This is a genomic window from Brevibacillus fluminis, from assembly GCF_052072235.1.
GTDB classification, from domain to species: domain Bacteria; phylum Bacillota; class Bacilli; order Brevibacillales; family Brevibacillaceae; genus Brevibacillus_D; species Brevibacillus_D fluminis_A.
Genome location: NZ_CM125436.1, coordinates 2,811,653 through 2,824,144, shown reverse-complemented (window position 1 = coordinate 2,824,144; position 12,492 = coordinate 2,811,653). Strand labels below are relative to the sequence as shown.

Annotated in this window: 14 protein-coding genes; 5 read left to right on the top strand and 9 right to left on the bottom strand. The window is 54.2% G+C overall.

All coding sequences use genetic code 11. The features are described from left to right. Positions 1-97 precede the first annotated feature (97 nt). The gene (locus tag ACTID9_RS14020; RefSeq protein WP_441072119.1) at positions 98-898 is read right to left on the bottom strand and encodes a Fe-S oxidoreductase; all 801 of its coding nucleotides are present in this window, start codon (positions 896-898) and stop codon (positions 98-100) included. 287 nt (positions 899-1,185) lie between these two features. On the opposite strand from ACTID9_RS14020, the gene ACTID9_RS14015 reads away from it, so the two are divergent. Then, positions 1,186-1,524: a rhodanese-like domain-containing protein gene (locus tag ACTID9_RS14015; RefSeq protein ID WP_441072117.1), complete on the top strand. Its 339-nt coding sequence runs from the start codon at positions 1,186-1,188 to the stop codon at positions 1,522-1,524. A gap of 108 nt (positions 1,525-1,632) precedes the next feature. Beyond that, entirely contained in the window at positions 1,633-2,847 is a 1,215-nt protein-coding gene (locus ACTID9_RS14010) for a glycosyl hydrolase family 18 protein (RefSeq protein ID WP_441072115.1), read from the top strand. 60 nt (positions 2,848-2,907) lie between these two features. Here ACTID9_RS14010 and ACTID9_RS14005 read toward each other — a convergent pair whose 3' ends face one another. Further along, entirely contained in the window at positions 2,908-3,051 is a 144-nt protein-coding gene (locus tag ACTID9_RS14005) for a hypothetical protein (RefSeq protein ID WP_441072113.1), read from the bottom strand. A gap of 249 nt (positions 3,052-3,300) precedes the next feature. On the opposite strand from ACTID9_RS14005, the gene ACTID9_RS14000 reads away from it, so the two are divergent. From ACTID9_RS14000 to ACTID9_RS13990, 3 genes are all read left to right on the top strand, one after another. After that, a complete protein-coding gene (locus ACTID9_RS14000) occupies positions 3,301-4,608 on the top strand; it encodes an aminotransferase class I/II-fold pyridoxal phosphate-dependent enzyme (protein ID WP_441072111.1) in 1,308 nt (435 codons plus the stop codon). A 288-nt stretch (positions 4,609-4,896) separates the two neighbouring features. Then, positions 4,897-6,249: a branched-chain amino acid transport system II carrier protein gene (brnQ, locus tag ACTID9_RS13995; RefSeq protein WP_441072109.1), complete on the top strand. Its 1,353-nt coding sequence runs from the start codon at positions 4,897-4,899 to the stop codon at positions 6,247-6,249. A 405-nt stretch (positions 6,250-6,654) separates the two neighbouring features. Then, a complete protein-coding gene (locus ACTID9_RS13990; RefSeq protein WP_441072107.1) occupies positions 6,655-6,975 on the top strand; it encodes a DUF3870 domain-containing protein in 321 nt (106 codons plus the stop codon). A 6-nt stretch (positions 6,976-6,981) separates the two neighbouring features. On the opposite strand, the gene lepB is transcribed toward ACTID9_RS13990, so the two are convergent. The 7 genes from lepB to cobD form a co-directional block, all read right to left on the bottom strand. Further along, positions 6,982-7,545: a signal peptidase I gene (gene lepB, locus ACTID9_RS13985; protein ID WP_441072105.1), complete on the bottom strand. Its 564-nt coding sequence runs from the start codon at positions 7,543-7,545 to the stop codon at positions 6,982-6,984. 232 nt (positions 7,546-7,777) lie between these two features. Further along, positions 7,778-8,740, bottom strand: a complete 963-nt coding sequence (gene cbiB, locus ACTID9_RS13980; protein WP_441072103.1) for an adenosylcobinamide-phosphate synthase CbiB — start codon at positions 8,738-8,740, stop codon at positions 7,778-7,780. A 1-nt stretch (position 8,741) separates the two neighbouring features. After that, positions 8,742-9,446 carry an adenosylcobinamide amidohydrolase gene (locus tag ACTID9_RS13975; RefSeq protein WP_441072101.1) on the bottom strand — a complete coding sequence of 235 codons (705 nt, stop codon included), beginning with the start codon at positions 9,444-9,446 and terminating at the stop codon, positions 8,742-8,744. Beyond that, the gene (locus ACTID9_RS13970) at positions 9,443-10,021 is read right to left on the bottom strand and encodes a histidine phosphatase family protein (protein WP_441072099.1); all 579 of its coding nucleotides are present in this window, start codon (positions 10,019-10,021) and stop codon (positions 9,443-9,445) included. Before ACTID9_RS13970 ends, ACTID9_RS13975 begins: the two co-directional genes overlap by 4 nt. Further along, positions 10,018-10,755, bottom strand: a complete 738-nt coding sequence (cobS, locus tag ACTID9_RS13965) for an adenosylcobinamide-GDP ribazoletransferase (RefSeq protein ID WP_441072097.1) — start codon at positions 10,753-10,755, stop codon at positions 10,018-10,020. The genes ACTID9_RS13970 and cobS overlap by 4 nt, the downstream gene beginning before the upstream one ends. Then, positions 10,752-11,288 (bottom strand): bifunctional adenosylcobinamide kinase/adenosylcobinamide-phosphate guanylyltransferase, encoded by a 537-nt coding sequence (gene cobU, locus ACTID9_RS13960; RefSeq protein WP_441072095.1) that lies wholly within the window; start codon positions 11,286-11,288, stop codon positions 10,752-10,754. Before cobU ends, cobS begins: the two co-directional genes overlap by 4 nt. Further along, positions 11,285-12,382, bottom strand: coding sequence for a threonine-phosphate decarboxylase CobD (gene cobD, locus ACTID9_RS13955; protein ID WP_441072093.1), 1,098 nt, complete (start codon positions 12,380-12,382; stop codon positions 11,285-11,287). The genes cobU and cobD overlap by 4 nt, the downstream gene beginning before the upstream one ends. Between the last annotated feature and the right edge of the window lie 110 nt (positions 12,383-12,492).

Below are 12,492 nucleotides of genomic sequence, written 5' to 3'. Positions count from 1 at the left end.
AGGCAACAATCCTTTCGCAACGTTTTATGGATCTCTCAAATTATTAACGTTGCACAGCCGAATCATGCAGTCATGGTTCCTGCCAGAAATTGATCCTTCATCTGTTTGCCTGGCTGCTCCTCATTTCCTCCGCCCTTATCGCACGTTCGGATTCCTTCATTCGCGGGCATGTGTAGCAATACTGCCCGTCCCCCGTCAAATAATACAGGCAGCAAACGTTCTTTTGCCTGACCTGCTTGCTGTCATCGCGCCAATCCGGGATGTAGCGGATTTTTACATCAAACGGATTTTTTTTGCGGCCAAATACCGCTGGTGACAGCTCGCCTCTCAAATAATCGTAATCAGCGGCGATTCTGTGCCGGATCGCGCAGGATGGCGCCGCATCGCTGAAATGTTCAAGGTAATAGTTGAACTTGGTCGGCAGTTGTCCCCATAACTGGCCAACCTCGTGCCCGCCTGCTTGCGCTGCCGCTTCCAACAGCGGTCGCATCGTTTCGGCATAAAACCGGCTCAACGTCTCCTCTCTCCAGCTTGCCCGCTCCGCTTCCCCCGATGGCCCGTTCCCTTCCTTCCATTCCTCGACGACAAAGGCGAATGACCAGTCATGCTGCCCGCCCTCCCGGTAAAGCTGGATCGTCAGATTGGAAAGTGCCAGGTCAGGCGCTTTGTTTTCCATGGATAGTGCGTATTGCAAGCATAATGCCAGACTGCTGATCCAACTGCCAAAATAAGCGGCTGCCGCTTTTGGCTCCCGTGCCTTGATCAGCGGAGCATACGCCTCGAGCAAAGCGTTCATGTTCCCTGTATGTTGTGCCTCTGTTCCAGCGAGCGAAACGAGCGCGTTATCTTTTTTTTGAAGATGGATCGAAAAATATTCGGCCAATTGATTGACTTCCATTCAAAATCACGTTGCTCCTCTCATCTATGTTATTGAGAATGATAATCATTTTATGTATTACTGCCATTGTAATCCAGACAGGTGCGGCTTTGCAATGCCAGGAATGGAAAAACGTTTTTTCGCGAAATCGCTCGTCTCCCTCAGCTGCTTCTTGGAACGGCCATCCAGCGTTACCCGTTCACGGTTGCCCAATACGTGTACCTATGGTATCGTACTTCCAAAGCTGATGCCCTGCCGATCATGATTGACGCAGGCTGGCATGACAAACAAATGCAAGGAGAATGAACATGGAACATCAACCGCTCTCTGCCGACGCCCTGGTACAAAAAGCAAAGGAAAAAGCCCCGCTGGTGCTGCTCGATGTGCGCGATGAAGAAAAGTTCCGCACCGGCAGCCTGCAGCTGGATGGCGTACCGCTTAAGCATCTTCCCTATGCCGCGATGCTAGAAAAAAACGGCTTGTCTGAACTGATTGCCACTCTGCCGCCAGAAGCCCAGATCGTAACGGTCTGCACCTCGGGCAACAAAGCGGAAAAAGCCGCCGCACTGCTGCGGGAACAAGGGCTTTCTGCGCTTTCCCTGCACGGCGGACTTACGGCGTGGCGCGAACAAAACGGCGAAAAATAGCGTACTTCTCCCTTTTTTTCCAACAATCCTTACCTGTTCAAGCCTCTTTCCTTGACTTACAATAAATCCCGTTGTTTAGTTCCGTTGGGGAAAGGGGTTCTTTGACCCTTGAAAAAACTTGTCGTTCGAATCACATTACTGCTTTTCGTTTTCTTGCTTCCATTCCCGATACATAGTTCAGCTGCCACCTCTTCGATTACGGTCGTCAAAATCATGGTTCCGAAGGCGTACACGTTCACAGCGGCAACCGTTCAGTCACAGGTGGCGGGCACGCTGTCATACGGGGAAGAATATCCGATTGTTTCGACGGTTCCCACTTTTTATGCAATCCGGATTTTAGGCGGCAAACAGGTCTGGATCGGGAAAACAAACGTGACGACGAAAACCTATCCGCGCATTTTGCTCGGCTGGAATTCGTTCGGCACGACGGATGATTACATTCGGCAAAGCACGGCTGCTCCCGGGACCAACGTCGTTTCGCCGCGCTGGCTGTTTTTGAACAAAAGCACGCTGGTTGATGGAACGGGCGACATCCGCTATGTCAAATGGGCGCATGCGTCCGGCAAAAAAGTATGGGTATTGCTTGGCAACCACTTTGACGACGCGTTGACCAAAAGCACCATCGCTGACCCGAAAAAAAGACAAATGCTCGTCACACTTGTCACCAAAAAGCTGGTCGACTTGCAGGCGGATGGGATCAATATTGATTTTGAAAACATTGCGCCCGAAGATAAACAAGCATTCGTAGCCTTTGTGAAAGAGCTTGCAAGTGCGCTGCATCCTTATAAGATGACCGTCTCTGTCGATGTGACGCGGGACAACCCCGATCCTTATTGGTCCGGTTCCTTTGACCGTGCGGCATTGGGCAAAGTGGCGGATTACGTCATCATGATGGGCTATGAGGAGCATTGGGAAACGAGCGATTCTGCTGGTTCCGTCGCGTCCCTCCCGTGGGTCAAGGAAGGTCTTCGGCTGCTGCTTCAAGACGTTCCTCCGCAAAAAGTGCTGCTCGGCGTCCCGCTTTTCAACCGGGAATGGGTCACGGATGTCGCTACAGGCAAAGTGACGGCGACGGAGCGCACGATGGCACAGGTGGAGCAGCTGATTGCGAGCAAAAAACTGCAAAAACGCTGGGACAGCACGCTTGCTCAAAACTATGTGGAATTCACGGAAAACGGACAAAAGCACCAGATTTGGCTGGAAGATCGCGCCGCAATGGCGTATCGCAAACAGCTGGCCGCATCCAACATGCTCGGCGGCATCGCCGCTTGGTATTTGGGTGAAGAGGCGAAAGATGTGTGGCCTGTACTGGCTACACCTTAATTCGATCGCAAAAAGCCCGATGTGTCGGAAATGTCCCGTCACATCGGGCTTTTTTGCCAATTATTCCTCGTTCAGATTGGTGTTGGTTGCTTTCGGCGTCCCTTTTGTCTCCTCCAAGAGCGGCACTTCACGCTGGTTCATCCTCTGCTTGGTGGCATATGCGCTCACTTCTTGCATCTCGGCATTGATTTTCTTTTGATCCATCGTGATCCACCCCTCCGTATTGTCCTCGCTTCTAGTATTCAGCAGCGTGCCCGCGCTATTCAGCCTAAATTTTGCAGCGGCGGATCACGAAAAATTTGATTTTACCGATCAACTTTTCACCACCATTTACGTACATTTTTATAATCGTGCGAATGATTATTCGCATTTACACTCGCCCCTTTCCTTGGAAAGAGGTATAATACGAAAGAAACCACTTTGATGAATTGAATTGTTGGAAGGAAGGTCATTATGCAGCCATTAGCGCAAAAATTGAACGAAACGCTTCAAGCTGAAAATCCGCACGTCTATGACATGCTCTCCGATCTTGGCAAACAGATTTACTTTCCAAAAGAAGGCATTTTGAGCCAATCCGCTGAAGCGAAAGCAAAAGCCAAGAAATATAACGCGACGATCGGGATCGCGCTGGAAAACCGCGAGCCGATGCACCTCAAAGTGATTCAAGATACATTGTCCGCGTATGCGCCAAAAGATATTTATGAATATGCGCCGCCTGCCGGCAAACCGGAGCTCCGCGCGGCATGGCGAAAAAAAATGATCGAGGAAAACCCGTCGCTCGAAGGAAAAACATTCGGCAACCCGCTCGTGACCAACGCTTTGACACATGGCCTAAGCATCGTTGCCGACCTGTTTGCCGGCCCTGGTGACAGCGTCATCATTCCGGACAAAAACTGGGAAAACTACGAGCTTACGTTCACGATTCGCCGTGGCGCCGAAATCGTAAACTACCCGCTGTACAACGAGCAAGGCACCTTCAACGCAGCCGGTCTGCGCGAATCGATCCTGGCTCAAAAAGAAAAAGGCAAAGCGATCGTTATCCTCAACTTCCCGAACAACCCGACCGGCTATACACCAAATGCGGCAGAAGGCAAGGAAATCGTCGCTGCGATCCTGGCGGGCGCGGAAGCGGGCATCAATGTGGTCGCCGTAACCGACGATGCCTATTTCGGCCTGTTCTTTGAAAACTCGCTGACCGAGTCGCTGTTTGGGGCGCTCTCCAACCTGCATCCGCGCATTTTGCCGATCAAAGTGGACGGCGCGACGAAAGAAGAATATGTTTGGGGCTTCCGTGTCGGCTTCATCACCTACTCCGGCAACAGCGATGCCCTGCTTGGCGCACTGGAGCAAAAAACGATGGGCATTATCCGTGGGACCATCTCCAGCGGTCCGCATCCGTCCCAGACGTTCGTGCTGCATGCGTTGAACTCCCCCGAGTTCCATGCGCAAAAAGAAGAAAAGTTTGCGATCATGAAAGGCCGCGCGAACCGTACGAAAGCGGTATTGGACAGCGGCAAGTTCGACGCGGTTTGGGATTACTACCCATTCAACTCCGGCTACTTCATGTGCCTGAAATTGAAGACCGTCGACGCGGAAACATTGCGCAATCATCTGCTTGAGCACTATGGCGTCGGAACGATCGCCCTCGGGGAAACCGACTTGCGCGTGGCGTTCTCGTGCATCGAAGAATCCGAGATCGAGGATTTGTTCAACCTGATCCATCAAGGCGTGCTCGATTTGGAAAAAGCTGCAGTAAAATAATCGCATAGACAAAAGCTGTCCTTACTCCAAAGGACAGCTTTTTTTGTACAAATAATGGCGTTGAGGAGGCCAAAAAGTCGTTTTCCTCCCTTTCGAGCTTGTCTGCTGTATGGCTACTATCATGCATACATTGCGTTCGTTTCAACGGTCTGTGCATGGTTGCGGACCGAGATGGGCATAGTGTGAATACTCGCTCAACTTCGCGGACCCTTCCCTTCTGCGCCATGATCATCTATACTAACTTTTATCGTTTTTTTCTGCCATTCCATTTTGTTAGGAGCACACAACATGAAAGCATTATCGAACAAAGAAATCCTCTCGATCGGACTCATGCTCTTTGCGCTTTTTTTCGGTGCAGGGAATATGATTTTTCCGCCTTCGCTGGGGCTTGCCGCTGGTACTAGCTATCCATCAGCGATTATCGGTTTTATTGTCACGGGTGTTGGCCTGCCGCTCTTGGGTGTGGCAGCTATCGCGGTTTCCGGCGGGAATCTGCAGACGATCGCCTCCCGTGTTCACCCGATGTTTGGGTTGGTATTCACCGTTGTCATCTATTTGGCCATCGGGCCATTTTTTGGTATCCCGCGCACCGGCAGCGTTGCCTTTGAAATGGGCATGGCTCCCTTTTTGCCACAAGCCGAAGGTGCCAGCAATCTCTCGCTTTTGCTGTATACCGTCATTTATTTTTCCGTGACGTATTGGCTGTGCCTAACCCCATCCAAGTTGGTAGACCGGATCGGCAACTTGCTGACCCCGCTGTTGCTGTTGATTATCGCGATCATCTCCATCCGCAGCCTCGTTTCTCCGATCGGCGGTTTCGCGGCGCCGTCCGTCGCCTATCAGAAAGCACCGTTCATCAAAGGCTTTATTGAAGGCTACCTTACGATGGACACGATCGGCGCGCTTGTTTTTGGCATTGTCGTGCTGCAAGCGGTAAAGGAGCGCGGTATTACCGACCGCCGCCAGCTCGTCAAGACTACGCTTACCGCTGGCGTCATTGCAGGCGCCGCATTGGCGCTCGTCTATGTTGCGCTTGGCTACCTGGGCGCGACCAGCCAATCGCTTGCCCATGATGCGGAGAACGGCGGGCAAATCTTGACCATGGTGGTCAACCATCTTTTCGGCTCCTTCGGGAATGTCCTGCTCGGCCTTGCCATCACACTGGCATGCTTGACGACATCTGTCGGGCTGATCACCGCAAGCGGTCAATATTTTGCCAGCTTGTTTCCAAGCTTTTCTTACCGGAAACTGATCGGGATTTTGACACTGTTCAGCACGGTTGTCGCCAATCTCGGACTCAGCCAAATCATCGCGCTGTCCGTGCCGGTTCTGATCGGCATTTATCCGTTGGCGATCGTGCTTATCGTTCTCTCGTTTTTCCATCGGTACTTCCGCGGCTATCGCGCTGTCTATGTCGGCGCGCTCATCGGCACCGCGCTCGTCAGCCTGGTTGATGCTTTCGTCCAGCTCGGTGTGCCGCTCGATGTGATCACCGCATTGTATAACCGTTTGCCGCTTTATCCGGAAGGGATCGGCTGGGTTGCGCCTGCGCTCGTCGGCGCGCTGCTCGGCTATTTGATCGGCAACATGCGAAAGCCGCAGCCCCGGATGCAGCAGCAGCCGCGCATGGATAAAGTGTAACGGTTCGTATCGTTGCCCGTTCGTGAAAACAGTCTCGCGTACCATGTACGCGAGACTGTTTTCTTTTCGTTCATCGTCCGACACACGGGAAAAAACTGGGAAGACAACGACTTCTGATTGTAGATAATAAACGTATGTATGCGTTTCACCGTATACGCGTATACGCAAAACGGTCTGCTTCGCTTGCAACAGGATATCGCGTCGTTCACCTTCCGCAAGCATCCTTGAGGAAACATAAAAATCCCAATCCCGGTCACACGCCTGTGAATGCGCGAGTAGGGATTGGGACGGCGGCGAAAAAAGAGGAAAACCGTTGTTGGAGCTGTTCCTTTCCTTTTGCCGAATCCAGAAAATTCTACTATACTTAACATCATTCCGATACAAGATTAGAGGGGGACTTTTCATATGAATACTGCCAAAACGTATTTTCTTGCCGGACATGCGCGGCTGCCACAAGGGATGGCTGCGCAAAACGTGTATGAATCCTTGACCATCACGGTTGAAATCGACCGAAAATACGCGGTCATCGTTGAAGCTTCCTGCACGTTGGCCACACAGCACGGCCGCGATTTCGTCGGCAGCCTGCTGAAAGGTTTCAGCTTGCGCGACGGAATTGAAGAGATCGTCACGGTCATCCAAAACCATTACCGTGGACGGGCTGCCAACGCTTTGGTCGCTGCCGTACGCGATCTATACAGCCAGTTTGAGCAGCTGCACGTCAAGTAGATTGGTTTAGTAAAACTTTTTGCCCAGAATATGATCGATCGGCACTGCGCCGATGTAGCGGCTGTCTTTACTGTTGTTGCGGTTGTCACCCATGACGAACACATGTCCTTCAGGAACGGTGATGGTTTCGGGCTGCGGAATCATCATCTGTTCTTTGATGTAAGGCTCGCTCAATTTCTCCCCATTGCGGTAAACCCCGTCTTCTTTGAACTCCAGCACATCTCCCGGCTTGCCGATGACGCGTTTCACCCAAATGTTGTGGTCATCCTGATCGCTTTCAGAAGCTGCTGCGAACAAATGAAGCAGCGGGCTTTCCAAAAAATCATCCTTCAGCGTGCGTTCGCGGTCTACGCGGCTATCGAGAATAACGATGTCGTTATAGTCGGGCGTTTCTTTGAATGTGTGAGGCAATTTGGAAATAAAGATCGTCTGATCGTTTTTCAAGGTCGGGAACATCGAGCTTCCCTGCACCTTTGTCGGTTGAACGACGAATACGTTCAACAAAACAGCGACACACAAGGCGAATACGATTGACTTTGTCCAGCTGAAAACTTCCTTCCATACTTTCATCTACGTTCACTCCTGCCTGCATTTGATTCGTTATCGTTCCTGCATGGTCACCTGATTCGATACGCTCTTATACGTTCTACGAAATACCGGGGCAAATGGTTGCAGAAATTTTTTACGGTGTCCGTTCGATTTCGTCCTAATTATCGCTAGATCACGTGAAAAAAGCAACCATTTCGCTCGGATTTCCACTTGTTGCCACAGGTTCGCCCTATCACCCAAAGGCTCACTCTTCCTATGATCGACAGGCGATCAGCAGCAAAACGGCAGCAAACAAACCAACGCCAATCAACGCGCCTGTGTGCATGATGGCGACGGTCCGTGGAATATCATCCGCCACAAGCGGACGGGTCGGATCGCCGAGCAGCGCGCGATGGGACGGCACCCCGCGATACGTATTCAGTCCCCCGAGCTGGATGCCGAGCGCTCCGGCTACGCCCGCCTCGGCAAATCCACTGTTTGGACTGGGGTGTTTGCGTGCGTCACGCCGCATCATCCTCCAGGCACCCGTCCCGCTTTGTCCGCGCAGCCAGGCCGCCGCTACGATGAAAAGCGCGCACAGCCTGGCTGGCAGGTAGTTGGCCAAATCGTCAAAGCGAGCCGACGCCCAGCCGAGATGCAAATAGCGCTCATCTTTGTAGCCGACCATCGAGTCGAGCGTATTCGCCGCCCGATAGGCCATCGCCAAGGGCGCTCCGCCGATCGCTGCAAAAAACAGCGGCGAGATAATCGCGTCCACCATGTTTTCCGCGACGGTTTCGACGGCGCCCCGGACGATCTGCGGTTCATCCAGCTTGTCCGTGTCCCTGCCGACAACCATCGATAAAGCCGTACGGGCAGACGGCAAATCGTTCTTTTTTAGATGGTGAAAAATGTCCATGCCTGCATCGGCCAACCCTTTAGACGCGATGGTTGTCGAGATCAGCCAGATTTCCGCCGACCACGCGAGCCACGGTGAGAGCCGTGCCAACGCGTAAAGCAGCACCCACACGGCCAGATACGAACCGCCGACCAGTACGAGCGGAAAAAGCAGCCCTGCCCATTTGAGTGCACGATCTGATCGGCAACCTTTGCGGATTTGCTTTTCCAGCCATGAAATGACCCGTCCCATGACCACGACGGGGTGAATCAAAAATCGCGGGTCCCCCACGATGCGGTCGACGATATAGGCAAGCAGAAGGGTTATCGCTGCATGCATGCTACTCCTCCTTTTGTGTCCGAACGGCTTCGCATACGGTCTGATACACATGGCGCGCGATCGCATCGCCGATGGTCGTGGCCGTTCCTGCGAACATGTGGGTTTCCGCGAACCCGTGCTGGCTTACGGCCAGCACGATCGCATCGCTTGTCGTACCCGTTGCCAGCTCACCTGCTGCGCTTACCACTTTCGCATCCTGCATGGCAGCGGCTTTTGCCTCCACGGCTGTCATCAGCGCGTTGACCATCGCCGCCTGGCTCATACACCCCTCTATGATCAACACCGTATTGATCGTCCCGCATTGATAGGCTGGATAGGTGCGGGCCACTTTTCCTGCGCGTGCGGCATTGCCCGTCCCCGCTGTCGTGCAGGCGAGCAGGCGAAAGGCATCGCCCTCTTCCTCGCTGAGTGCGGCATGCGTCAGTTTGGCGGCAGTCATCAGCCCGATCGTCCGCTCGGGTGCGTACCCCCATATGAAGAGCTGATCGCGCATCATCGCTTGCGGATCTGCTGCCCGGTATGTGAGTGGAACTCTCCAATTGACGATCGCATCGGCATGGCCAAAGCCGCCTCCCCAAACCGCACTGCTGATCGTCTCCAGCTTTTTGGCGGAGCAAATGTGCAGATGATCGGGCTGGTAGGTGACGGTGACCCAATCAAGCACTGTCGAGCGATAGGTCTCGCCGGTTCGGAATGGCTGCGTCATGCCCGCCTCCACTCCCTTCCATCCCAGCTTGTGATGACAAAATCGCCGCAGGCGACGCCGGGCACTGCCCAATAGCTTGCTTCGTCACCTGCAAGCCATTTGCAAAGAAACCAGCGCAACGGTCCGCCATGTGTCACGCAAACGATCGTCTTTTGCTCTTGACACTCCAATTGTCCAAGCAGCCATGCATCGAACCGTTCGCCCAAGCTGCGCAGCGTCTCGCCAGACGGCGGCGACAGCGTAAACGGATCGTCATACCAGCGGTACAGCTGCTCCGGTTGTTTTTGCATCACTTCATTATATGTATGTAAATCCCAATCACCGAAATCAAGCTCGCGCAGCGACGGGACTGGCTGGGGCGCCAATCCGTGGAGATCGCCGATCGCGCGCGCCGTGTCCATCGCGCGCGCAAGATCGCTTGCGAACAGCTGTCCGATCGGTTCATTCGCCAATCGCTTGGCCGTATGTGCTGCCTGCTCCCGCCCTTGTTCACTGAGCGGCACATCGGCATGGCCGACATAGCGCCCAGCCAGGTTCGCTTCTGTCTCTGCGTGCCTCACCCATATCCATCTCATAAGCCAATCCTCTCCACCATCAACAAAAATGCGAGCAGCATCGCTTCCGTCCCTTCCACCACCGTACCGTAGCAATCGCCTGTCAGCCCGCCAAGCTTGCTCACCAAAAAACGAGCAAGCAGCCATGCCCCTGCAAGCGCTGCGCCAAAAGCGATCAGTCCGCCTATCCCGGCAAGCCAAGCGGTCACACCGACCGTAACAATGCCGCCTGCGATCAGCTTCCAGGGAGACAGTCCGTCCCGCAGTCCGCTCCCCAATCCGCGTTCGGACAAGTATGGGAAAAACCAGATGACGCCCGTCAATGCGAAGCGCGCGCCGGTAGTCGCAACGACGGGCCATGCTGCGGAATGCGGCAGTTCCAGGATCGCTGCCCCTTTGAACAGCAAAAGCAGCACGCAGGCGATCACGCCCATCGCGCCGACCCGGCTGTCTTTCATGATGGCCAGCATACGCTCGCGGTCGCGATTGCTGCCAAGCCCGTCCGCCACATCCATCCAGCCATCCAGATGCAGTCCGCCTGTCAAATAGACCCAGCTTCCAAGCACCAGGATGCTGGCAACCGCTGGCGGAAACAAAGTGGACGCAAGCCATGCAATCCCCCACAACATCAATCCGAGAATGACACCCACCACCGGATAATACGCCACGCTGTTTGTCCAATCGCGCGTCTGCGCCGATAGCTGCGGTACCGGCAAGCGTGTCAAAAATGCGACTGCATGCAAAAACGCCTTCATCCTTTAATCCTCACAGGGATGCCGGACATAACCGCGACGACTTCATCGGCTGCCGAGGCGACGAGCTGGTTGGCTTCTCCCAGCACATCTTGAAACCATCTTCCCAGCCTCGACATCGCGATCCCTCCGTACCCTACTTCATCGGTGATCACAATGACGCGCTGCTGACGCGCTTTCATCTGCTCCAGCCAGGTTCCCAGCTCGCCCAAAACCGCATCGGTCACGCCCTGATCGCGCATTTTTTCCTCTGGAACCGTCACCAGCCGATTGCTGACCCACGTCGTCAAGCTGTCAAGCAACACCGTTTCCTCTGCCGCAAAGTGCCTGATCGTGCCGAGCAAAGATTCCGGCGCTTCCAGCGTCCGCCAGTGCGAGGGCCGCTGGTTTTGGTGGCGGGTGATCCGCTCGCGCATCTCCGCATCCGTAACCATCCCGGTCGCAACATAGACCACCTTGTCTGCTTCAGCTGCCCGCTCCTCGCCGATGCGGCTTTTGCCGGAACGCACGCCGCCTGTGATCAGAATTACGCTCATGACGATCGCTCCTCCTGTTCCATCACATCTGCAAACGCCATGAGCAGACGATCATTTTCCGCTCTCGTCCGCACCGCGACGCGAATGTGCTCGGGGTCAAGACCCGGATACATCGAGCAGCTGCGAATCAGAATGCCGCGCCTGCCCAGTTTTTCCTGCATCCACTCCGCAGACATCCCCTGCGGCAGCCGGATCAGCAGGAAGTTGGCTTCACCAGCCGTCACGTCCCAGCCCAATCGGTCGGAAATGAACTGCTGCATATGCTGGCGCTCCCGTTTGATCAGCTCGCGTGTGCATGCCACGTACTCATCTTCTGCCAGACACGCCTCTCCCGCGATCAATGCCAATTGGTTGACGCTCCAGGTGATCTGCTTTTTCCGCATCCCTTCGATGACGTCGGCATGGGCGATCGTATAGCCAAGTCTCAACCCGGGGATCGCATACATTTTCGTCATGGAACGAATTAAAAGGACGCGCGAAAACCGCGCCAACTCAGGCAATAGCGTGAACTGCCTGTGCGGCTCGGCAAAATCGAGAAACGCTTCGTCCACCACCAGCCATGTGCCCGATTCTTGCGCGGTTTGCGCAAATGCGAGCAATTCCTCCCGGCTGTAGATGATGCCGGTCGGATTGTTCGGGGTCCCGATGAAAACAAGCTCCGACGAGCGAATCAACGCTTCCACTTCTTCTCGTTTCGGCTTGTATGAAGGAGCTGTCCCATAAATCCCGCTCACCTCTGCCCCGTATTTGCCCGACAGCTCCGTATATTCGGAAAAGCATGGGTAGAGCACGCCGACCTTCTTCACGGCGAGATGCTGCAACGCGAGCGCCATGCATTCAGCCGCCCCGTTGCCGATCAACAGCCATTCTTCCGGTACGCCAAGCTTTTGTGCCAAAGCGTGGCGAAAGCGGCGGTGTCCGGGATCAGGATAATGGATCATTCGCCCAAGCTCCTGGTGCAGCGTGGCGACGACCGTTTCCGGCGGGCCGAGCGGATTGATGTTGGCGGAAAAATCAAGCCACTCCTGCTTGCCGAATGCCAGCTCGGCTGTCTGCAAATCTCCGCCATGCCCGTATTTTTCGATTTGAACCATGTCGTTTGCTCCTTTTTCAAAAACAGGCTCTGCCCAACACGCGAACAAAACCTGCGGCCATGTTGATTGCCATTGTTGTCCAAAATTTTACCACACCTCATCCCCGAATT